The organism is Burkholderia sp. NRF60-BP8, from assembly GCF_001522585.2.
Taxonomy (GTDB): Bacteria; Pseudomonadota; Gammaproteobacteria; order Burkholderiales; family Burkholderiaceae; genus Burkholderia.
The window spans coordinates 1199630-1219698 of sequence record NZ_CP013372.1; the positions used below are offsets into that span (position 1 = coordinate 1199630).

Genomic DNA, 20069 nt, shown 5'->3' on the forward strand with positions numbered 1-20069 from the left:
GCGTCATGCCCGTGCGGTCAGCACGCGTCGCCCGTCGACGGCGCGGCCAGCACGGCCGCCTTCCGCGTAGCCGGTTCCGGCGGTATGCAAGTCTCCCGGCCATACTGATCGTCGAAGCGGACGATGTCGTCCTCGCCGAGATAGTCGCCCGATTGCACCTCGATGATTTCGAGCGGAATCCGGCCGGGATTCTCGAGTCGATGGACCTCGCCGACGGCGATGTACGTCGATTCGTTCTCGCACAGCAGGAACGTCTCGGCGCCGCGCGTCACCTTCGCGGTGCCGCGCACGACGATCCAGTGCTCGGCGCGGTGATAGTGCATCTGCAGCGACAGCCGCCTGCCGGGTTCGACGACGATCCGCTTCACCTGGAAACGCTCGCCGAGATCGATCGAATCGTAATGGCCCCACGGCCGCTGCACCTTGCGGTGCTCGCTCGCCTGCGGGCGCCGGTCGGTCTTCAGGCGGGCGACGATGTTCTTCACGCGTTGCACGTCGTGCTTGTTCGCCACCAGCACCGCATCGGCCGTCTCGATCACGACGACGTCCTTCATCCCGACGCACGCGACGAGGCGGCCTTCCGAGCGCACGAGGCTGTCCTGCGTATCTTCGAACACGATCGGGCCGCGCGCGACGTTGCCGTGATCGTCCTTCGGCATGATTTCCCAGATCGCGTCCCACGTGCCGACGTCCGACCAGCCGGCCGCGAGCGGCACCACGATGCCTTCGATGCCGAGCTCGCCGTGTTCCGCGAGGCGCTCCATCACCGCATAGTCGATCGAATCCGACGGACACGCGTCGAAGGCCGCCGCATCGATCCTGAAGAACGGATCGTCGGCGACGCCCGCGCGCCACGCGCTCTCGCAGGCTGCGTGAATGTCGGGCGCGAGCGCGCCGATCGCCTTCAGCCAGACCGATGCGCGCGTGACGAAGATCCCGCTGTTCCACCAGTAATCGCCCGATTGCAGATAGCGTTCGGCGAGCGTCGCGTCGGGTTTTTCGACGAAACGCCCGATCGCGTAACCGCCCTGGCTGCCGTGGCGGCCCGAGCGCGGCTCGCCGACCTGGATGTAGCCGTAGCCCGTCTCCGCGCGGCGCGGCAGCACGCCGAGCGTGACGATCGCGCCTTCCTGCGCATAGCGCGCCGCACGCGCGATCGCGTCCTGAAACGCGCCGACATCGACGATCACGTGATCGGCCGGCATCACGGCGAGCACGGGATCGTTCGCGAGCGCACTCGCGTCGAGCGCGGCAAGCGTCAGCGCGGGTGCGGTGTTGCGCGCGGCCGGTTCCAGCAGGATGCGGGCGGGCGCCGAGCGGCCGTGCACCTGCTCGGCGCTCATGAAGCGATGCTGTTCGCCGCATACGAGCAGCAGCGTGTCGCCGAGCGACGCGTTCGCGATACCGTTCAGGCGGCGCGCCGTCGCCGACAGCGGCGACTCGTTCGATACCAGCTCGATCAGTTGTTTCGGATACTGCTCGCGCGACAGCGGCCACAGCCGCGTGCCGGAGCCGCCGGCGAGAATCACCGGCAGGATGCTCGGCAGATCGGGTTCGGGAACCGGACGAAGGGTGCGGGTCATCGGTTCGCTCCGGTATCGGCGGGGAGCAGGGTGCGCGCGCGGCCGTCGGCGCGTGCGTCGTCGTGGCGCGAGACCGAAACGGCTCGCGACAGCAGGTGACGCAGCGCGCCGGCCGCACGGTCGGCCGACCGTATCAGGCCGACGAACGGTGCGCCCTGTTCGAGATACGGCCCGTAGGCCTTGCGGAATCCGAACCGTTTGTAGAACGCCTGGCGCGCCGCGGGGACGTGCGTGCGCACCGCTGCCTCCGGCCATGCGGCCTGCGCGGCGGTGAGCGCGCGCCCGATCAGGCGTTCGAGCGTGTCGTCGTCGCGGCAGCTTTCGCTCGTCAGCACCTTGTCGATCACGACGTCCGGATCGATGTCGTCGCCGGGCAGGATGCGTGCGTAGGCCGCGACTTCCATCGCGTCGCCGTCGCGCACGCTCGCATAGACGTGCAGCGCGCCCGCGTCCTTGCCGTCGATGTCGAGGTGCGTGTGCGCGTCCTCGACCACCAGCACGGCGTTGCGCGCGCGCAGGATTGCATAGAGATCGACGGCGCTCAGATGTTCGAATTCACAACAATGCCATTCCATGATGCTGTCCTCGCGTGATGCCTTCGGCACGCCGCGCCGCGCGGATGCGGTCGATCCGTGCGGCGCGGCGATCTTCATCATCCCGATGCATGGTGCAGCGGTCTGTTCGAAAGCGCACTCACGCTCCGGATTCGCAGGCGCGGCGCGGGATACCGGGCGATGCGCGCGTCACGGGAGCGTCGCAATGTGCGGTAGCACACACCGTCGGGGCCGGTGCCTTTTCATAATTGGTTCATCGTGACGGCCTGCAATGAAGCGCGGCCGGCCGACATCGCACGCAAACCGCGCGCCGGGACACGGGTCGAGACGGCGATCGTTGACGACGGACCGGGTGTGCGCGGGCGTGCCGGGCCCTGGCTCGCCGTCGATCGCATCGTGCGCGCCGGGCGAGGCGATCCTCCCGCATCCCGTCGCCATCCTGCACGCCCGCAAGCGGGCGTTGCCGCTCGGGCGCCTGCGCCGCCGGGGCGATCTGCCGGTGCGGGCCGCTTCGGGCCGAAACCTGCGGGTGGGCGGATCGCGCAAGGTCGGCCGTCATGCTGCACCGCACGACGCGCGGGCCGGCGCCCGGCATCCGGCCGGCCGGCGGGATTTCGCCGAAAAGCGCCTGCGCGACGCGATGCCGGTGATTACGACGTGTAACGGCCGGGTGGCCGGCGCGCGGGCGCGAGGCGATGCGGCTACCCGGGGGCGCGCGCGATTATGCGTTCCGCGGAGCACGGTACTTTGCTTTTTGGGAGATTTCGATGGAAATCGCGGGCAATCGACCGGATCAATCTTGCGGAAAAGTAGTATTTGCCACTGATTGACGGGAATGGTCATAGATAATCAAATCTCAGTGGTCAAAAGCGCGGAGCGCCGGGCCACTGGTAGCGTAACCGACTGATTCACGTTTATCTTTTGGTAACAAGGCCAACTGGCAACGGGGTGTAAATTCAGGTGCGGATGAAATGGGGCGGTCGAGCCGCGCGCGGTTTGGCAGCCCTCCGGCTCGGCATCGGGTGCGACCGTCGTGTACGACGCGACGCACATGCGGGTCGGCGTTTCCGTGTGCCGACGTGCCCCGCCTGACGGCGGGTCGCTTCAAAGCCGGAATGTCATGGCTCCTGCAGTCGCGCATTCCGTTCGAGTTCGATGACAACGAGGCCGGATGACAGCCGGCTCGATCTCCGGGGGTTCTCGCCGTGTGCAGTTTCGATCTTCGCCAAAGCTGCGGAAACGCAGCGCGGAAAGGCGGCCATGCGCCGCCGACCGCAGCGCACGCGAACGGTTCGCGGAGTGCGGAAAGTGATGGTTCGTTATGAATATGCCAATAACGCGCGATAAGAGCGCCGGCGTGGGGAGCGGTAACGGGCAGCGTCCGCTGATTTACTGGACGCAGTCGCCGTCCGTGATGCTGCGAAAGGAATTGTCGCGCCGCGACTGGAAAGTGTCGGTCGTCGCGCATGCGAACGAGCTGCGCGACACGTCCGGCGAAATTACCTGCGGCATTCTCGACTTGAGCGGCGGCCACGCCGATGCGATCGGCAGCATCGCGTCGACCTGCGCGTCGATGCGCGATGTCGTCTGGGTAGCGCTTGTGGACGCCGGCCAGACTGCCTCGCCGAACGTGCGCGCGCTGTTGCGCGACTACTGCTTCGACTACGTCACGCTGCCGGCGTCGCACCAGCGGATCGCCGATACGGTCGGCCACGCCTACGGTATGGAATGCCTGTTCGCGCGCGATCGCGAACAACTCGAATCGGAGGAAAAGGGCATCGTCGGCACCTGCAGCGCGATGCTGCGGCTGTTCGACACGGTGCGGCGTTTCGCGCGCACCGACGCACCGGTGTTCGTGTTCGGCGAAACGGGAACCGGCAAGGAACTCACGGCCGTCGCGATCCATCGTCATTCGGAGCGGCGCAACGGTCCGTTCGTCGCGGTCAACTGCGGCGCGATTCCGCCGCACCTGCTGCAATCGGAACTGTTCGGCTACGAGCGCGGCGCGTTTACCGGCGCGAACGCGCGCAAGATCGGCTACGTCGAGGCCGCGAACGGCGGCACGCTGCTGCTCGACGAAATCGGCGACCTGCCGCACGAAAGCCAGGCGAGCCTGCTGCGGTTTCTGCAGGAACGTGCGATTCATCGTCTTGGCGGCAGCGATCCGGTGCCGGTCGATGTCCGGATCGTGTCGGCGACGCACGTCGATCTGCGCGATGCGATGGAGGAAGGGCGCTTTCGCGCCGACCTGTTCCACCGTCTGTGCGTGATGCGCATCGATCAGCCGCCGCTGCGCGCGCGTGGCAAGGACATCGAACTACTCGCGCATCACATGCTCGAGCGCTTTCGCGGCGATGCGCGCCATCGCGTGCGCGGGTTCTCGACGGATGCGATCACGGCGCTCTACAAGCACGACTGGCCGGGCAACGTCCGCGAATTGATCAACCGCGTGCGCCGGGCGGTCGTGATGACGGAAGGGCGCCTGATCACCGCGCAGGATCTCGAGCTCGAATACTGTCTCGACGCGGCGTCGCCGTCGGTGGCCGACATCCGCAAGTCGATCGAGCGCGAAGCGATCGAAACCGCGTTGCTGCGCACGCGCGGGCGCGTCGCCGCTTCCGCGCGCGAACTCGGTGTGTCGCGCGCGACGCTGTATCGCTGGATGGAGGCGTACGGCATCGAGCGGCCGCGCAGCACGGGCTCGTCCGACTGACACGCGGCGACCCGACGCTCGCGGCGGCCGCGAGCGTCGCGTCACCCTGCCTGGCTGGCCCGTACCGCGCGTGCGGCGTTCACGGCCCGGATTTCCACCGCGGGCGGCGCATGGTCGTCGGCCGCCGCGGGCTTCCCGTCGATTCGCAATGGAATGAGCGCGATGCGCGCCGGCGTGCCGGGCGCGAGATGGAACCAGTCGTCGCTCGGCATGAAACCCGGTGCGTCGATCTGCACGTGGCGCGCGACATGCCGCGTGTCGATGTCGACGTGCCAGGTCTCGCCGGTGCGCGATACGCACGCTTCGATCCCCGGCTCGCGACGCGCCAGCACGGCAGGATGCGTGCGGGACGGGAAATGGAACGCCTGCGACAGCAGCGTGCCGTCGTCGGCGCGCAGCGTCGCGACGACCGTATCGTGTTCGCAGGGGCCGAAGCGGTACGCATAGGTCCAGTCGAAGAAGCGGCCGAGCAGCTCGGCCGAGCCGAGCCGCACCGTGTCGTGCGCGGCGATCCGCACCGGGCAGCCGGCCCGTGCGACCGGCGTACGGCCGTCGCGTAGCGCGACCAGGTCGATCGCGGCCGACAGCGGCGCCGGGCGCTCGTTGACCACGTGCACGTCGAGCCCGTTCAGGCCTTCGTCCACGAGCAGCACCTGGATCGGCTGCAGCACCTGGCGCAGCGCATACCATGCCGATTTCGGGCGGTGCGCGGCGTCGATCACGCCCCATCCGGCGCCCGGCATCACGTCCTGGAACTGCCACACGAGCGCGCCGGCGCAACGCGAACCGGCGCGTCGCCATTCGGAGAACGTCTCGCGCATCACGTCCGCGATCACCGCACGCGACAGCTCGACGTAGCGCGCCGGATCCTCGCGTCGCAGCCGGTCGGGCGCGACGTCGTACAGCGTCTGCAGATAGTGGTCGCGGATGTCGTCGAAATCCCACGACGTGCCGGGGTCGCGCGGCACCGCCGCTTTCCAGCGCGGCTCGTGCACGCCGGGCCAGCCGAGTTCCGCGAGCGTCGCATCGCACGGCACGTTCGAGAACGCGAGGCATTCGCTCGCGAATCGCACGTCCGCGCGGCGCGCGTCGTCGAGCGGACGCAGGTACGCGCCGACGCCGTAGTAGTGCGACACACGTTCGCGCGGCGTGAACGGCAGCACGCCGCCGTCGGGCGAATCGGGCACGTACGGGACATCGGGGCGGTGCGCGGCCGCGTGGCCGGCCAGCCGGTCGGCCGTCAGCTCGACGAAGCGCTGCTTCGGCCCGAGTCCCGACATTGCCGCCTGTTGCGCGATCTCGCTGCCGCCGCACAGCACCGCGAGCGACGGCGACGCGCCGCGACGCGACAGGAACTGGCTCGCTTCGCGATCGACGTTGGCCGCGAACGCGGGATCGTCGAGCGCGTAATCGAAGTTGGCGAAACCGAAGTCCTGCCAGACCAGCAGCCCGAGCCGGTCGCACCATGCGTGGAACGCGTCGGCCTCGTAGGTCATCGTGCCGCCGACGCGGATCATGTTGAAGCCGGCGTCGCGTGCGAGCCCGAGCAGGCGGGCGTAGGTCGCGTCGTCCGCGTGCAGCGCGAGCGGTGCGGCGCTGCTCCAGCATGCGCCGCGCGCGAACACCGGCACGCCGTTGATGCGCAGCCCGAACCCCTTGCCGTCGGCGCCGGAATCGACCTCGATCGTACGGAAACCCGTCGAGCCGAGCGGCCGGCGCGCGGCGCCGATATGCAGCGCGATCTCGTAGAGCGCCGGTTCGCCGTGCGTATGCGGCCACCAGCGGCGCACGTTCGGTATCGCGACGCTTGCGCGCAGTTGGTCGATGTCGGCACGTTCGAGCGTCGCGTGATGGTCGCCGCACGACAGCCGCGCCGCGAACGCGGCGGGCAGCGGCGCGGCGAACGTCAGTTCCGCGTCGAGCCAGCCCGTGTCGCCTTCGATACGGGCATGCAGTTTGCAATCGGCCAGAACGGGGCCGCTGCTCGGATCGAGCACCTCGACGGGCCGCCACGGGCCGGTGGGCACATACGGCGGAAACCAGCCCGGCATGTGCCCGAACAGTGACGTGCGGATCGTGCGCAAGGCGGCCGGTTCGGCGAGCCGCGTGCGCCAGCGCGCACGGCGCGGCGCGCGCGCGTCGCGCAGATGCGGCGCGAGCGCGCGGAAACAGAGGGTCAGCCGGTGCGTGCCGTCGAGCGACACGGGCACGTCGTGCGAGACGAACATGCTGTCCGAGCGGTGGATCGGCGTGTCGTCGAGCCAGGCGTGGGCGAGCGTCGCGAGGCCGTGAAAGCGCAGGATGCGCGGCCCGCGCCCGCGTAGCTCGAGCCGGTACCAGTGGTCGCGCTCGTCGAGCGACGCGGCTTCGTCGAGCCGGCCGGCCAGCGCGAGCGCCTGCGCGACCGTGCCGGGCACCGGCGCCGCGATCCAGTCGCCGTGATCGGCCGGGAGGTCGCGCGGTTCGCGCACGGCGCCCGCGGCCGTCGCCAGCATCGACCATGCGGGCGGGGTGCGGGCGCGCGTCACCGCATGGCCGACACGGGTGCGGTGTCGGCGCGCACGGGCGTCACGTGCCGCAGCGGCGCGCCGATCTGCCGCGCGCACGCGACGAGGTCGGCATACGCGACCTCGATCGCTTCGAGCGTCGAATCGCCGTATTCTTCCTTGCCGCGTGCGCACGCGCGCGCGAGCCGGAATTCGAGCACCATCGCTTCCGACGCGATGCGATCGCATGCGGCGCGGATTTCGGCGAACGGCCCGGTGCAGCCGCTCGCTTGCAGCCAGCGCGCATAGTGGCCGAACAGTTCGAAATTCGCGCCGAGCTGCCGCACCGAATTGAACGAGTACGCATGGAAGCGCTCGAGCGGCGCGTCCGCGAGGATGCGCGCGTCGGTCTGCAACTGCCGGCGGAACGCCGCGATCGGATCGACGATCGGCACGCGCCGCAGGTGGCGCTGCAACGCGGCGAGCGAGGCTTCGCACAGCGCGCGTTCGTCGAGCGGTGCAAAGCGTCGCTTCGCGCATTCGACGTACGGCGGCAGCGTCATCGGCGAGCTGGCGCCGACGAGTCCGTTGTAGTCGAAATCCTCGGCGACGTAATAGCCGCTGTTGTGGAAGTAGCCGATCTGGTGCTGCGCACGGTCGATCGCGTCGATGCCGATCGTCGTCTTCGTATGCTGAGTGCGGTAGCTGCTGCCGCGCGTATCGGGCAGGAACCACGCGTCGACCTCGACGATCATCAGGTGGCCGCGCGCGACCTGCGTCTCGATGTGCTGATCGAGCGGTTCGTAGATCGAATGTTCCTGCACGACGATCCCGTAGAGCCGCTCCAGCTCGTCGTGCGGAAACTTGAAGAACGTGAACTGGTCGCCTTCGAAATCGAGCGCGATCGTAAACGGCAGCGCCGCGTACGGATTGAGCCCCCACCACCGGAGCACCTCGAGCCACATGTCGACATAGCAGTTGGTCTGCTTCCAGACCATCTCCTGACTGTGCAGCGGGTGCGGCCGGTAGTGGCGCGCGCGGTGGCGCACCCCCTCGAACGACGCGTCTTCGCCGTCGCGGGAAACGAACCTCATGGCGTGCCCCACAGCACGTCGCGAACCGCTTGCGGCCAGGCGTCGATGTCGAAGCCGTGGTGGCGGAACAGCGCGAGCGTGAGCCGTTCGAGGCCGAAGCCGACGCAGCCCGTGTGCGCGACGTCGCCCGTCGCGGTGCGGATGTCCCACAGCAGTCCGAAATGGTCCATGTGGTAGTTGAAGCTCAGGCACGCGGTCTGTCGGTCGTCGTGCTCGATCGGAATCAGCAGCTCGAACTTCAGGTTCTGCTCGCGCTGGCTGTTCGCGACGATCTTGCCGCCGCGCCCGAAGAACGGATCGTTCGCGAGATCGATCGCATTCGGCAGGCGCAGCGCTTCGATCATCCGCGTGCCGCGTTCCATCCACGTCTCGCGGAACGAGACGATCTGCTCGGGCGTGCCGATCCGCACGTATTCGCGCATCCGGAACAGTTGCATGCGGGTCGGGTCGAGCGACGGTTCGTGACGGAAGCAGTACGAGAACACGTCAACGATCCGGCCGTCGGCGGGCAGCGCCCCAGCACGCGCGACGACGGGATACACGGGGTAGCACGCGGCCGGCGTCATCACGACGTAGGTCGGCTTCTGGTTTTCGGTCCAGTCGTCGCCGCGATCGAGGCATTGCAGCACGCGCTGGTGCTGGCGTTCGTCGCCGCAGAATGCGTGCACGCTGCCCGCCAGTTGCGGGAAGCTCTTCATGTATTCGCTGCGCTCGAACTCGGTGCGGCTCATCGCCGGCGGGAAGCGCAGCACTTCGGCCTGCTGGTCGGCGCCGAGGCGCGTGACGAACGCGTCGAGCGCTTCGACCACGCGCTCGAATCGCTCGCTGCGGCCGAACAGGCCCTGGATGCCGGTCGAAACCAGCAGGCCCGCGTCGATCAGCGCATCGCGCAGCGGATTGACGCCCGCACGGTCGAGCGGTGCGTCGGCGGGGACGGAGGCGGCGGAGGGCACGGCGAGGCGATCGTTCACGTATGTTTCTCCAGCGTCGCGGGACGCAGCGCGAGCAACAGGCTCGCGGTGTTGGCGGCAATGCGGTCGTTGCTGATCATCAGCGGCGCCGCGTGCAGGTCGCGAATGTGGCGGCCGATGCTGAACGGCGTGCCTTGCTTGTAGCCGGCCATCCCGCAGATCATCATCGCCTGGTGCGCGACTTCGAGCGCGGTCGCCGACACGTAGGTCTTCAGCGTATTGATTTCGGCGGCCCAGGCCATGCCGGCCGACCACGAGCGGGCCGACGCGCTCGCGTGGAGGCGCAGCACGTTGTCGACGCGAGCCTGCATCGCCTGCATCAGCGCGAGCGATTCGGCGATGCGTCGCGCGGCGGGCGACGGTGCGCCGTCGGTCTGGCGCGCCTGCGCGCGGAAGAACTGGTGCGCGCGATGGAATGCGTCGCCGGCCACGCCGATCCACACCGCGGCCCACAGGATGTGCGAGACCGGCACCATCGTTTCCTCGGCGATCTTCGCGAACGGCACCGGCAGGCATTGCACGGCGGCGCCTTGCGCGTCGAGCACGAAGCCGTTGCTGCACGTGCCGCGCATGCCGAGCGTGTCCCATTCGCCGCGGCGCGTGAGCGTATAGCCGTCGCGCAGCAGCGTGACGAGCACCTGCTCGGAAGCCGGCGCGTCCGCATCGCGTCGCGCGGTGGCGAGAATACCGTCCGCGTAGTCGCCGTACGAGATCGTCGGCGCGGATTTGTGCAACCGGAACCCGCTGGCGTCGATTTCGAGCGCGCACTGGCTCGCGCGCAGGTTGCCGCCGACGCCGTCCTCCGACGTGGCCGAGGCGAGCAGCCACTGGTGACGCACGAGCTGTTGCAGGAACAGCTTGTGCCAGCCCTGGTCGGCGGCGTGGTCGACGATGCAGGCGACCTGGATCTGGTGCATCGCGAACACCATCGCCGACGATGCGCACGCCTGGCCGAGGATCGAGCAGGCCGATGCGATGTCTTCCAGCGACGCGCCCGCGCCGCCGAGATGGGTCGGCACCATGGCGCCGAGCAGCCGGCGCGCGCGCATCGCCTCGATCGCCTCGACGGGGCAGCGCGCGTCGCGATCGACCGCATCGGCATGCTGGGCGGCGATCTGCGCGACGGCATGCGCGGCCTCGTCGAGCCGATGCGAATCGCTGTCGGACGCGAGTTCGGGAAGCAGCGCGCTCATGCGGAGTGCTCGGTGCGTTGCAGCGTGGCGATCGTGTCCGCGAGTGCGTCGATGCTGCGGAACAGGTTGCGGTTCAGCATCTCGTCGGGAATCTCGATGTTGAACTGCTTTTCGATCGCGAGCATCAGCTGGATCGTATCGAGCGAGGAGAGGCCCGCTTCGTAGAGGTCGTCCCCGTCGCCGATCGAATCGATCGCGGCTTCGAGGTGGGCGACGTGCTTCAGGATGGTTCTGATTTCGTTTTTCACGTGCTGCTCCGGCATGCGTGGTGTCGTCCGCCCGGGCAGACGCGCGACACGCGCTGACATCCCCCCGGCAGTCCGGCATCAGTAGACCATCGGCAGACACGGCGTTCTGTTCGCCACCCTACAAACAGCTGACCCGGCACGCCGGCGGCGCCGACGCGCCGTCCCGGCCCGGCACGCCGGTCATGCGCGCGACGCGGCCGGCACGCCCGAGTCGGCCGACAGGATGCGCTTCATCTCGTCGCGCACGATCGCGCGGCAGCCGCACGACATTTTTTCGAGGCCGTCGAGGTCCGCGAGCTCGATCGAGCTGCGGTATTGCCGGATCAGGCCGAGCTTCTGGATTTCGCCGGCGGCGTCCGTGACGGTTTCGCGCCGCACGCCGAGCATTTGCGCGAGCATGCTGTGCGTCACCTGGATCTCGATGCTGCGCGTGCGGTCGAACGCGAGCAGGAACCATCTGCACAACTGATGTTTGAGCACGTGATGACGGCTGCAGAACGTGATCTGCGAGACCTGCGCCATCAGCAGCCGCACGCCGACGAACACGAGATGGCGGATCACCGGCGACGCATCGAACGCGGCCGCGAAGACGCGCCGGTCGAGCCGATAGACGAAACCGTCGCGGCACGCGACCGCGCGGCAGGGCATCCGGCCGCTGCCGCCGATCACGTCGTCGCAGACCACGCTTTCGCTGCCGATCTCCGCGACTTCCAGCGTCATGCCGCCGGACGACACGTACTGCAGCGAAATCGCGTTCGTGACCGGCAGGTAGACCGCGGCGAGCATTTCGCCGGGTTCGCATAGCACCTGCCCGGATTTCAGGTGAACGAGTTGCAGGTGGGGTGTCAGCGTGGCGAGTTCGTCGCGGTCGATGGCCGCGAGAAACCGGTTGGCGTCGAAGCTGTGGGAAAGCTCGATCACGCCGTTCGCATACGCGACGGCGTCGGCGGCCTGGTGAGTCACGGCGCATCCTCGCAGGTTGGCGGTCGCGCGTCGTCTCGGCGAACCCCGGAACGGGATTTCGCACGATCGTGCGGACTTTTGTTGATCAAAAACGGAATGACGATACTCGCGAAAAAGGCTAGCACGCAATTGAATTCGAACAATTCCGCATTCCGTCATTTCACAAAGTTTGACGATTGCAATTGAGCCAGAACGTTATGTCGATTTAATGATTCATTTTCCGGAATTAATCATCCGGAAATGGAATCGTGAGCTTGCTTGTCATTCTATGTCGACCGGGAATCAATCGGTCGACACGGCGAATCGTACAGTGAAAGTGGCCGGAAGGCATTGAACATTATTTGACAAATTAATGGGGTCCGCATGATTTGTCATTTGAATCAATGGCTTGTGGAGATGTGTGCGGTAGCGGACAGAGCCGTGAATTAGTGTATCGATTCAAATTTGAGACAGTTTGAAACGAGCGTGTGCGGTACGGCGATGACGCGAAATGCTGCGCTGCACATCACGAAGACAATTGAAAATCGGCTGTAAGTATTTGAACGATAAGCTTCGTGGCCGCTGCGCGGCCGTTCTGGCCGGAGCCGCGGGAATTGATCAGTCGAATGCTCGCTGTGTCCGTCGCGCGGGAGAGTGTCCGGAAATGAGACGTTTTTTGGGATTTGGGGGCGGTTATTCGGCGGCTCTAAATCGGATGTGATTCATATATTAAGGACGGGCGGCTATTGGCACGTAAATCGCTTATTCGGGCTGGCGTGTCGAAACGGGGCAGTCGACTCAATTCGGCGATGACAAGCCGATGATCAGTCGGATTCAGGGTTGTGGGCCGCAACCGCTGTCAATGTCCGGGCGCGCATCGAGATAACGAGTTCCGTGCCTGCCGCTGCAAGCGGCGCGGACGATAAAAGGGAAACAGACATGCTTCATCTTCACTCGAGCTATTCGGCGAACGCCATCCTTGCTGCCCTCCCGGAGGACAGCATCCGCGCCATCGCACCGCATCTCGAACTGGTCAGGATCAAGGCCGGGATGCTCGACCGGGTCGGCGAGCCGATGCGCCACCTGCACTTTCCGACGACGGCGATGATGTCGGTGCAGCATCTGATGGAAGACGGTGCGATGGTCGAAGTGGCGGTGGTCGGCCGCGAGGGCGTGGTCGGGCTGGGGACGCTGGTCGGCGGTCTCGCCGCGTCGAGCCGGGTCGAGGTGCGTATCGGCGGCATGGCCTATCGCGTGCCGAGTTGCGTGATGCGCGCCGAATTCGAGCGATCGGCGCAGACTTACCGGCTGCTGCTCAACACTTGCCAGGCGACGATGGCGCAGATCTCGCGCAGTGCGCTGTGCAACCGGCACCACTCGGTCAGCGAGCAACTCAGCCGCTGGCTGCTGCTCGCGCACGACCGGATCGACGGCGACGAGCTGGCCGTCACGCAGCAGACGATCGCGAACATGCTCGGCGTGCGGCGCGAGGGGGTGACGGAAGCGGCCGGGAACCTGCAGGAAGCCGGGCTGATCCGGCAACGCCGCGGCCGCATCACGGTGCTCGACCGGCACGGTCTCGAACATCAGGCGTGCGAGTGCTACGACCTGATTCGTGCCGACTACCGCCGATTGCTCGGCACGCGCGCAAATGCGAGGCCGGCGGCGGTTCGCCCGCGCATGCCGGACGCGCATTTCGGATTCCCCGCGCACGGTGCGTGACGATGCAGTCGATGTCCGGTGGAACGAATGCAATGCGACGAACTGCGATCGCAGTGGCCGACGGCGCGCTCGTGCTGGCCGGGACGCTCGTCGCGCAGGCGGCGTCGGGTCTCGGATGGCATGAATTGTCCGATGCGCAACGCGGTTCGATCGCGCTGCTGTGCGTGCTGACGGTGGCGTTGCTGCCGCGCTACCTGCGCACGGTGCCCGGCGGCGTGGCGGTGCAGGGCGGCGCGCACGTGCTGACGCACACGCTGGTGGCGGTGGTGTGCGCGAGCGTGCTGACGGTGGCGGGCACGATGTGGATCATGAATCGCGGCGGCACGGTGACGACCCGCTGGATCGTGCGCACGGTGCTGGCCGGCGACGCGGCGGTGCTGCTCGGCCGAGCGGCGCTGCTGGCGCTCGCGCTGACGCGCGGCGACCCGCTTGCGCGGCAGCGCCGGGTCGCCGTCGTCGGCGCAACGGCATACGGGCGCGTGGCGATCGAGCGGATGCAGCTCGCGCCGAACGGCCCGTTCGTGGCCGCATGCGTATTCGACGACGATGCACAGGCCGGCGCGGGCGGCATCGGCGGCGTGCCGGTGATCGACGACTGGAACACGTTGCGCGACCTGATTCGCGGCGGCGACATCGACGAGGTCTGGCTCACGCTGCCGATGTCGCACGAGTGGCGGATCCACCGCATCGTGCGCGAGTTGCGCGACGAGTTCGTCGAGTTGCGGCTGTTGCCCGACGTGCGGCAGATGGCGATCGTCGATCGCTCCGCGACCGACGTGTTGGGCATGCCGGCGATCAATCTCGCGACCACGCCGCGCTCCGCGCCGGAGTTGTGGGCGAAGTTCGCGTTCGACCGGCTGTTCGCGTTCGGCGTGCTGATTCCGTTGCTGCCGCTGCTGGCGCTGCTGGCGATCGCGGTCAAGCTGTCGTCGCCGGGGCCCGTGCTGTTCAGGCAGCGCCGCAAGGGCGTCGACGGCCGCGAGTTCGACATCCTGAAGTTCCGGACGATGCGCGTGCATCGCGCCCAGCCCGGCGTCGTGAGGCAAGCGTCGCGCAACGATGCACGCATCACGCGCGTCGGTGCGTTCCTGCGGCGCACGTCGCTCGACGAGCTACCGCAGTTCTTCAACGTGCTGTTCGGACAGATGTCGGTGGTCGGCCCGCGTCCGCACGCGATCGAGCACGACGACCTGTATCGGCAACTGATCGACTGCTACATGTACCGCTACCGCGTGCGGCCCGGTATCACCGGATGGGCGCAGGTGAACGGCTATCGCGGCGAGACGCGCAAGATCGAGGCGATGGAGGCGCGCGTGAAGTTCGATCTGTTCTACATGCAGAACTGGAGCTTCTGGTTCGACATCAAGATCATCCTGATGACGGTGGTGCGCGGCTTCGTCGGGCGCAACGCATTCTAAGGAGGCCGAATCATCGGCGCGGCGCCGCGTGCGCGATCGTATCGACTGCGTGATGCCGGTTCGCGAGCGTGGAAGGACGCACCGTGGCCGCACGGGAAATTGCTGCGCTGCGGTTGCGTCGGCGGACTTAGCGGCGTGGGCCGCGAAGCCGGGATTGCGCGTCGGTCCCCAGTTTCCGCACCGCTGCCGCTGCATGACGGGTAGCCGATTTCGGTCAACACACGCGTGTTCAATGGGTTTATCCTGCGTCGAATGCGTCCGGCGTTTCGCACGTCCGGCCGCCCATCCGGATGCGGCGGCGCAGTCGTGCCTGCGTGCCGCGCACCGGCGCGATACCGCGCGCCGCTCTTTTTCGCGCGGAACCCGGAACAGGAGAGACGGCCATGTCGCTCGACCCACAACAAAAGCAGACGCTGAAGCAGCGGCTGAACGAGAGCGAGCAGGCGCTGCGCGCGGAGATCCGCACGAGCGAAGACCAGCGCGCGTCGGAATCCTATGCGGATCTGGCCGGCGCGGCGCCGGACGAGGGCGACGAGGCGAACGCGGACCTGTTCGTCGACGTCGATCATGCATTGATCGGCATGAAGCTGGCCGAGCTGCGCGCGATCGGTCGCGCCCAGCAGCGGATGCGCGACGGCAGTTACGGCGAATGCATCGACTGCGATGGCTCGGTCGGTTACGCGCGGCTGCTGGCGCGTCCCACCGCCGAGCGCTGCACGCATTGTCAGGCGCTGTACGAGCGACGCTACGCGACGACGCCGCGCGCGTCGCTCTGACGTCGCGGCTTGAACCGCGCTGCACGCGACGCGCGGCCGGCGTAGGATGACCAACAGGCGCCCGGCGGCGTCGACATGCGGCGCCGGGCGGGCAAGCGCCGTCGCGCACGCGCGCGGCGCGACATCCACGTGGAAGGGAGCCACGCCGATCATGCCGATTCACAATGCCGAGTGCGCGGCCGTGTTCGCCGAGATCGCCGACATGCTCGAGATCCAGGGCGCCAACCCGTTTCGCGTGCGTGCGTACCGCAACGCCGCGCGTACGGTCGCCGACTACGGCCGCGATATCCCGACGATGATCGCGAACGGCGACGATCTCGGGAAGATTCCGTCGATCGGGGCCGATCTGGCGGCGAAGCTGCGCGAGATCGCCGCGACCGGCACCTGCGAACTGCAGCAGACCTTGCGTCATGCGTTGCCGGGCGCGATCGTCGAGCTGCTCGATGTGCCCGGGCTCGGCGCGAAACGCGTGAAGGCGCTGCATGACGCGCTGCACGTCGATTCGCTGGAACAGTTGCGCGCCGAAGCGAAGAGCGGGCATGTGCGCGAGCTGCCGGGCTTCGGCGCGAAAACCGAAGCGCATCTGCTCGAAGCGATCGACGATCGTCTGCAGCGCGAGCCGCAACGCTTTCTGCTGCCCGACGCCGCGCAAGCGCTGATGCCGTTGCTCGAACGCCTGCGTGCGGTGGCCGGCGTCGGCAAGGCCGTGCCGGCCGGCAGCTTCCGCCGCCGTCGCGAGACGGTCGGCGATCTCGACATCCTCGTCACCGCACGCGAGCCGGCCGCGGTCGCCGAAGCGTTCGTCGGCCACGGCGACGTGGCGCGCGTGCTCGCGCACGGCAAGACCCGGTCGAGCGTGACGCTTGCCAGCGGGTTGCAGGTCGACCTGCGCGTCGTCGATGCCGATGCGTTCGGCGCGGCGCTCGTCTACTTCACCGGATCGAAAGCGCACAACATCGCGCTGCGCAGGATCGCGCAGGCCGGCGGCCTGAAGATCAACGAATACGGCGTGTTTCGCGGCGACGAGCGGATTGCCGGCGCGACGGAGGCATCGGTCTATGCGGCGATCGGGCTGCACGAGGTGCCGCCCGAATTGCGCGAGGATCGCGGCGAGATCGATGCGTCGCGTGCCGGCACGCTGCCGGCGCTGGTCGAGCGCAAGCATCTCCATGGCGACCTGCACGCGCATACCGATGCATCGGCCGGCCGCGACAGCCTGCGCGCGATGGCCGACGCCGCGCGTGCACGCGGGCTCGCGTACCTGGCCGTCACCGACCGTGCTCCGCCCGATGGCGCCCGGGACGGCTTCGACTGGCTCGCGCGCCAGATCGACGAGATCGATCGCGTCAACGCGACGTTCGACGATTTCGTGTTGCTCAAGGGCGTGGAAGCCGGCATTCGCGAGGACGGCAGCCTCGACGTACCCGACGCGATGCTCGGCCGGCTCGATCTCGTGGTGGGCGCGGTGCGCGACGGTTTCGACCTGCCGCGCGGCGCGCAAACCGATCGCATGCTGCGCGCGATGGACCATCCGCATTTCACGATTCTCGCGCACCCGACCGGCCGCGTGCTCGGCGAACGCGACGCCTGCGCACTCGATGTGCCGCGCGTGCTCGCGGGGGCCGCCGCGCGCGGCTGCTTCGTCGAACTCGATGCGCAGCCGCGGCGATTCGATCTGCCGGACGTCTGGTGCCGCGAGGCCGCGAAGGCCGGCGTGCCGGTCGCGATCGATTCGGATGCATGCAGCGCCGACGAACTCGACAACCTCGCGTTCGGCATCGATCAGGCGCGGCGCGGCTGGCTGACGCGGCGGGATGTGCTGAACACGCGCACGCTCGCGCAACTGCGGCCACTGCTGGCGCGCACGATGGGCGGTGCGGGCAGCGCGGGCAGCGGCGCGAAGCGCGGCCGGTCGAAGGGCGCGTGAACGCAACGCGGCCGGCCGCGTTGCATGCAACTCATGCCGGCATGGTCAAGCGAGCACGCCGGTCGCCGGCACGTAGGGCAGGCCGAGCGCGAGTGCGACCGCTTCGTACGTGATGTGCCCGTCGCACACGTTCAGGCCCGCGCGCAGATGCGGATCGTCGAGCATCGCCTGCTTCCAGCCCTTGTCGGCGAGCGCGAGCGCATGGCCGAGCGTTGCATTGTTCAGCGCGAAGGTCGACGTGCGCGCGACCGCGCCGGGCATGTTCGCGACGCAGTAGTGGACCACGCCGTCGACGACGAAGGTCGGCGCCGCGTGCGTGGTCGCATGCGAGGTCTCGAAGCATCCGCCCTGATCGATCGCGACGTCGACGACGACCGCTCCCTTGCGCATCGTCGCGATCATGTCGCGCGTGACGAGCCGCGGCGCCGACGCGCCCGGCACCAGCACGGCGCCGATCACGACGTCGGCCTCGCGCACGGCTTCGTCGACCGTTTGCGCATTCGAGCAGACGGTCGCGATCCGGTTGGCGAACACGAGATCGAGCTGGCGCAACCGGTTCACGTTGTTGTCGAGCACGGTGACGCGCGCGCCCAGGCCCACCGCCATCTGCAGTGCGCCGGTGCCCACGACGCCCGCGCCGAGCACGACGACGTGCGCGGCCGGCACGCCGGGCACGCCGGCCATCAGCAGCCCGCGGCCGCCGCGCGGGCTTTCGAGGTGGGTCGCCGCGACCTGGATCGACATGCGGCCGGCGACTTCGCTCATCGGTGCGAGCAACGGCAGGCCGCCGCCCGGGCCGGTCACGGTTTCGTACGCGATGCAGACCGCGCCGGATTTCACGAGCGCGGCGGCCTGAGCGGGATCGGGCGCGAGATGCAGGTACGTATAGAGGATCTGGCCGCGCCGCAGCATCGCGCATTCGGCCGGCTGAGGCTCCTTGACCTTGATGATCATGTCGGCGCGCGCGAAGATGTCGTCCGCGCCGTCGCTGAGCGATGCGCCCGCTGCCGTGTAGTCGTCGTCGAGCAGGCCGATCGCCGTGCCCGCGCCGCGTTGCACGAGCACGCGATGGCCGTGCCGCACGAGTTCGCGCGCGCCGGCCGGCGTGAGGCCGACGCGGTACTCGTGGTTCTTGATCTCTTTCGGCACACCGATCAGCATGAGTCGCCTCCATGGCCTTCGTTATCGTCGTCGTGCGGGCAGCCGCTTGCGGGGCGGCGTACCGACCGCAGTACTGGAATAACAGGGTAGTTGTGCACGGAGGGAAGTCAAGCGGCCGGCCCGCGCGACGACGCATGCGCACTGCAACGCAGCATGCGCGGCTACCGGCTGCGGCCGTTGCGACCGGACGTCGCAATGCGCGCGTGGCCGGGTTTCGGTATCGTCATGCGTGCCGCGTGCGGGAATGCTTTCGGCAAAACAACGAGACAACGAGACGAGGACCTTGACCGACATGACCAGTGCGTATTTCAGCGTGCCGACGCTTTGCGCCATCGCGCTCGTGCACGTCTACTGGGCGTTCGGCGGGCGGATGGGCAAGCGTGCGGCCATTCCGGAGCACGACGGCGTACCGCTGTTGCGGCCGACCGTCGTCGGCACGCTCGCCGTCGCGGCGGCACTGCTGTGCGGCGCAGGCGTGGTCGCCGCGCGTGCCGGCTGGCTGGGGCGCAATGCGTATCCCGGCACGATCGCGTTCGCGGTCGTTGCGCTCGCATTGATCTTCGCGGTGCGGGCCGTCGGCGATTTCCGTTACGTCGGCTTCTTCAAGCGGATTCGCGGGTCGCGTTTCGCGCGGATGGACACGCTGTATTACTCGCCGTTGTGCGCGGCGCTGGCGTTGTCGATCGCGTCGATGTTCTGGCCGTGGTGAGGGAAGCGCCGCGCGCGATTCGACCCGCGTGCGTATCGGTCGGCGTAAGGTATTCGGCCGGCACGGCATCGTGGCTATGCATAAGAGGCGGAAGCTACCGGAGCGCGGTGCAACTCGACATCGCCATCCGAGCGGGCGTCGCCGGGAAGCGACACGCGGCCCCCGTGGCTCTCACGTCGCTCACGTCGCTCACGTCCGTCACATCCCCGGCGTCCCCGGCGTCCCCGGCGTCCCCGGCGTCCCCAGCGTCCCCAGCGTCCCCAGCGTCCCCCGGCGTCCCCCGGCGTCCCCCGGCGTCCCCGGCGCCTCGCGTCCAGCTCGTTTGCGCGACCGGCGAACGCATCCGTCGTCTAGCCATCCTTGCACATTCGGTCTTGCGAACTTCCCATTGTTGCTAATTTCGATGCACTGAATTGCATCGAACCCTCTAGTAATGGAACCGGTTCCATATATAATTCGCCGCACTCGTCGCCCGGCCGGAAAAGAGGGTCGTGCACGTTGCGCTTGCTGTCCGATGACGCGACGTCTAAGTTGAACAAAGGTCGTGAGCGATGACGGATAGATACCGGCCG

At 68.0% G+C, this 20069-nt stretch carries 16 protein-coding genes; 7 read left to right on the forward strand and 9 right to left on the reverse strand.

Annotated elements, in window-relative coordinates:
• Positions 1-17 precede the first annotated feature (17 nt).
• On the reverse strand, positions 18-1583 hold the full coding sequence (locus WS54_RS05515; RefSeq protein ID WP_059783705.1) for a mannose-1-phosphate guanylyltransferase/mannose-6-phosphate isomerase: 1566 nt from the start codon (positions 1581-1583) through the stop codon (positions 18-20).
• Positions 1580-2158, reverse strand: a complete 579-nt coding sequence (locus WS54_RS05520) for a drug:proton antiporter (protein WP_034206202.1) — start codon at positions 2156-2158, stop codon at positions 1580-1582. Before WS54_RS05520 ends, WS54_RS05515 begins: the two co-directional genes overlap by 4 nt.
• 316 nt (positions 2159-2474) lie before the next feature.
• Between WS54_RS05520 and WS54_RS33530 the strand changes: the two genes are divergently transcribed.
• A complete protein-coding gene (locus WS54_RS33530; RefSeq protein WP_156444431.1) occupies positions 2475-2963 on the forward strand; it encodes a hypothetical protein in 489 nt (162 codons plus the stop codon).
• Positions 2964-3458: 495 nt separating this feature from the next.
• A complete protein-coding gene (locus WS54_RS05525; RefSeq protein ID WP_034204976.1) occupies positions 3459-4850 on the forward strand; it encodes a sigma-54 dependent transcriptional regulator in 1392 nt (463 codons plus the stop codon).
• Between the two features lie 41 nt (positions 4851-4891).
• Here WS54_RS05525 and WS54_RS05530 read toward each other — a convergent pair whose 3' ends face one another.
• The 6 genes from WS54_RS05530 to WS54_RS05555 form a co-directional block, all read right to left on the reverse strand.
• Complete coding sequence (locus tag WS54_RS05530; protein WP_236872763.1) at positions 4892-7345, reverse strand: glycoside hydrolase family 2 protein; 2454 nt, start codon at positions 7343-7345, stop codon at positions 4892-4894.
• A 29-nt stretch (positions 7346-7374) separates the two neighbouring features.
• Positions 7375-8430: a DUF1839 family protein gene (locus WS54_RS05535; protein WP_059783702.1), complete on the reverse strand. Its 1056-nt coding sequence runs from the start codon at positions 8428-8430 to the stop codon at positions 7375-7377.
• A complete protein-coding gene (locus WS54_RS05540) occupies positions 8427-9401 on the reverse strand; it encodes an amino acid--[acyl-carrier-protein] ligase (RefSeq protein WP_034204974.1) in 975 nt (324 codons plus the stop codon). Before WS54_RS05540 ends, WS54_RS05535 begins: the two co-directional genes overlap by 4 nt.
• Positions 9398-10594, reverse strand: a complete 1197-nt coding sequence (locus tag WS54_RS05545) for an acyl-CoA dehydrogenase family protein (RefSeq protein ID WP_059783700.1) — start codon at positions 10592-10594, stop codon at positions 9398-9400. Before WS54_RS05545 ends, WS54_RS05540 begins: the two co-directional genes overlap by 4 nt.
• Complete coding sequence (locus WS54_RS05550) at positions 10591-10842, reverse strand: acyl carrier protein (RefSeq protein WP_006490451.1); 252 nt, start codon at positions 10840-10842, stop codon at positions 10591-10593. Before WS54_RS05550 ends, WS54_RS05545 begins: the two co-directional genes overlap by 4 nt.
• A gap of 180 nt (positions 10843-11022) precedes the next feature.
• A complete protein-coding gene (locus tag WS54_RS05555; RefSeq protein ID WP_034204972.1) occupies positions 11023-11805 on the reverse strand; it encodes a Crp/Fnr family transcriptional regulator in 783 nt (260 codons plus the stop codon).
• A gap of 918 nt (positions 11806-12723) precedes the next feature.
• Between WS54_RS05555 and WS54_RS05560 the strand changes: the two genes are divergently transcribed.
• The 4 genes from WS54_RS05560 to polX all read left to right on the forward strand — a co-directional run bounded on the left by WS54_RS05560 (position 12724) and on the right by polX (position 17627).
• On the forward strand, positions 12724-13506 hold the full coding sequence (locus WS54_RS05560; RefSeq protein ID WP_034204971.1) for a Crp/Fnr family transcriptional regulator: 783 nt from the start codon (positions 12724-12726) through the stop codon (positions 13504-13506).
• 32 nt (positions 13507-13538) lie between these two features.
• Positions 13539-14924 carry an undecaprenyl-phosphate glucose phosphotransferase gene (locus tag WS54_RS05565; protein ID WP_230624784.1) on the forward strand — a complete coding sequence of 462 codons (1386 nt, stop codon included), beginning with the start codon at positions 13539-13541 and terminating at the stop codon, positions 14922-14924.
• Positions 14925-15307: 383 nt separating this feature from the next.
• Positions 15308-15700, forward strand: a complete 393-nt coding sequence (locus WS54_RS05570; protein WP_059783698.1) for a TraR/DksA family transcriptional regulator — start codon at positions 15308-15310, stop codon at positions 15698-15700.
• A 151-nt stretch (positions 15701-15851) separates the two neighbouring features.
• Positions 15852-17627 carry a DNA polymerase/3'-5' exonuclease PolX gene (gene polX, locus WS54_RS05575; protein WP_059783697.1) on the forward strand — a complete coding sequence of 592 codons (1776 nt, stop codon included), beginning with the start codon at positions 15852-15854 and terminating at the stop codon, positions 17625-17627.
• A gap of 45 nt (positions 17628-17672) precedes the next feature.
• Here the strand turns inward: polX and ald are convergent, their stop codons facing one another.
• Positions 17673-18788, reverse strand: a complete 1116-nt coding sequence (gene ald, locus WS54_RS05580; RefSeq protein WP_059783695.1) for an alanine dehydrogenase — start codon at positions 18786-18788, stop codon at positions 17673-17675.
• Between the two features lie 292 nt (positions 18789-19080).
• Between ald and WS54_RS05585 the strand changes: the two genes are divergently transcribed.
• On the forward strand, positions 19081-19497 hold the full coding sequence (locus WS54_RS05585) for a DUF3995 domain-containing protein (RefSeq protein WP_034206199.1): 417 nt from the start codon (positions 19081-19083) through the stop codon (positions 19495-19497).
• The last annotated feature ends 572 nt before the right edge of the window (positions 19498-20069 follow it).

Coding starts and splice junctions, on each gene's coding strand:
- WS54_RS05515 (WP_059783705.1), bottom strand. CDS start 1,583: ATGACCCGCACCCTTCGTCCGGTTCCCGAACCCGATCTGCCGAGCATC.
- WS54_RS05520 (WP_034206202.1), bottom strand. CDS start 2,158: ATGGAATGGCATTGTTGTGAATTCGAACATCTGAGCGCCGTCGATCTC.
- WS54_RS05525 (WP_034204976.1), top strand. CDS start 3,459: ATGAATATGCCAATAACGCGCGATAAGAGCGCCGGCGTGGGGAGCGGT.
- WS54_RS05530 (WP_236872763.1), bottom strand. CDS start 7,345: ATGCTGGCGACGGCCGCGGGCGCCGTGCGCGAACCGCGCGACCTCCCG.
- WS54_RS05535 (WP_059783702.1), bottom strand. CDS start 8,430: ATGAGGTTCGTTTCCCGCGACGGCGAAGACGCGTCGTTCGAGGGGGTG.
- WS54_RS05545 (WP_059783700.1), bottom strand. CDS start 10,594: ATGAGCGCGCTGCTTCCCGAACTCGCGTCCGACAGCGATTCGCATCGG.
- WS54_RS05560 (WP_034204971.1), top strand. CDS start 12,724: ATGCTTCATCTTCACTCGAGCTATTCGGCGAACGCCATCCTTGCTGCC.
- WS54_RS05565 (WP_230624784.1), top strand. CDS start 13,539: ATGCGACGAACTGCGATCGCAGTGGCCGACGGCGCGCTCGTGCTGGCC.
- WS54_RS05570 (WP_059783698.1), top strand. CDS start 15,308: ATGTCGCTCGACCCACAACAAAAGCAGACGCTGAAGCAGCGGCTGAAC.
- polX (WP_059783697.1), top strand. CDS start 15,852: ATGCCGATTCACAATGCCGAGTGCGCGGCCGTGTTCGCCGAGATCGCC.
- ald (WP_059783695.1), bottom strand. CDS start 18,788: ATGCTGATCGGTGTGCCGAAAGAGATCAAGAACCACGAGTACCGCGTC.
- WS54_RS05585 (WP_034206199.1), top strand. CDS start 19,081: ATGACCAGTGCGTATTTCAGCGTGCCGACGCTTTGCGCCATCGCGCTC.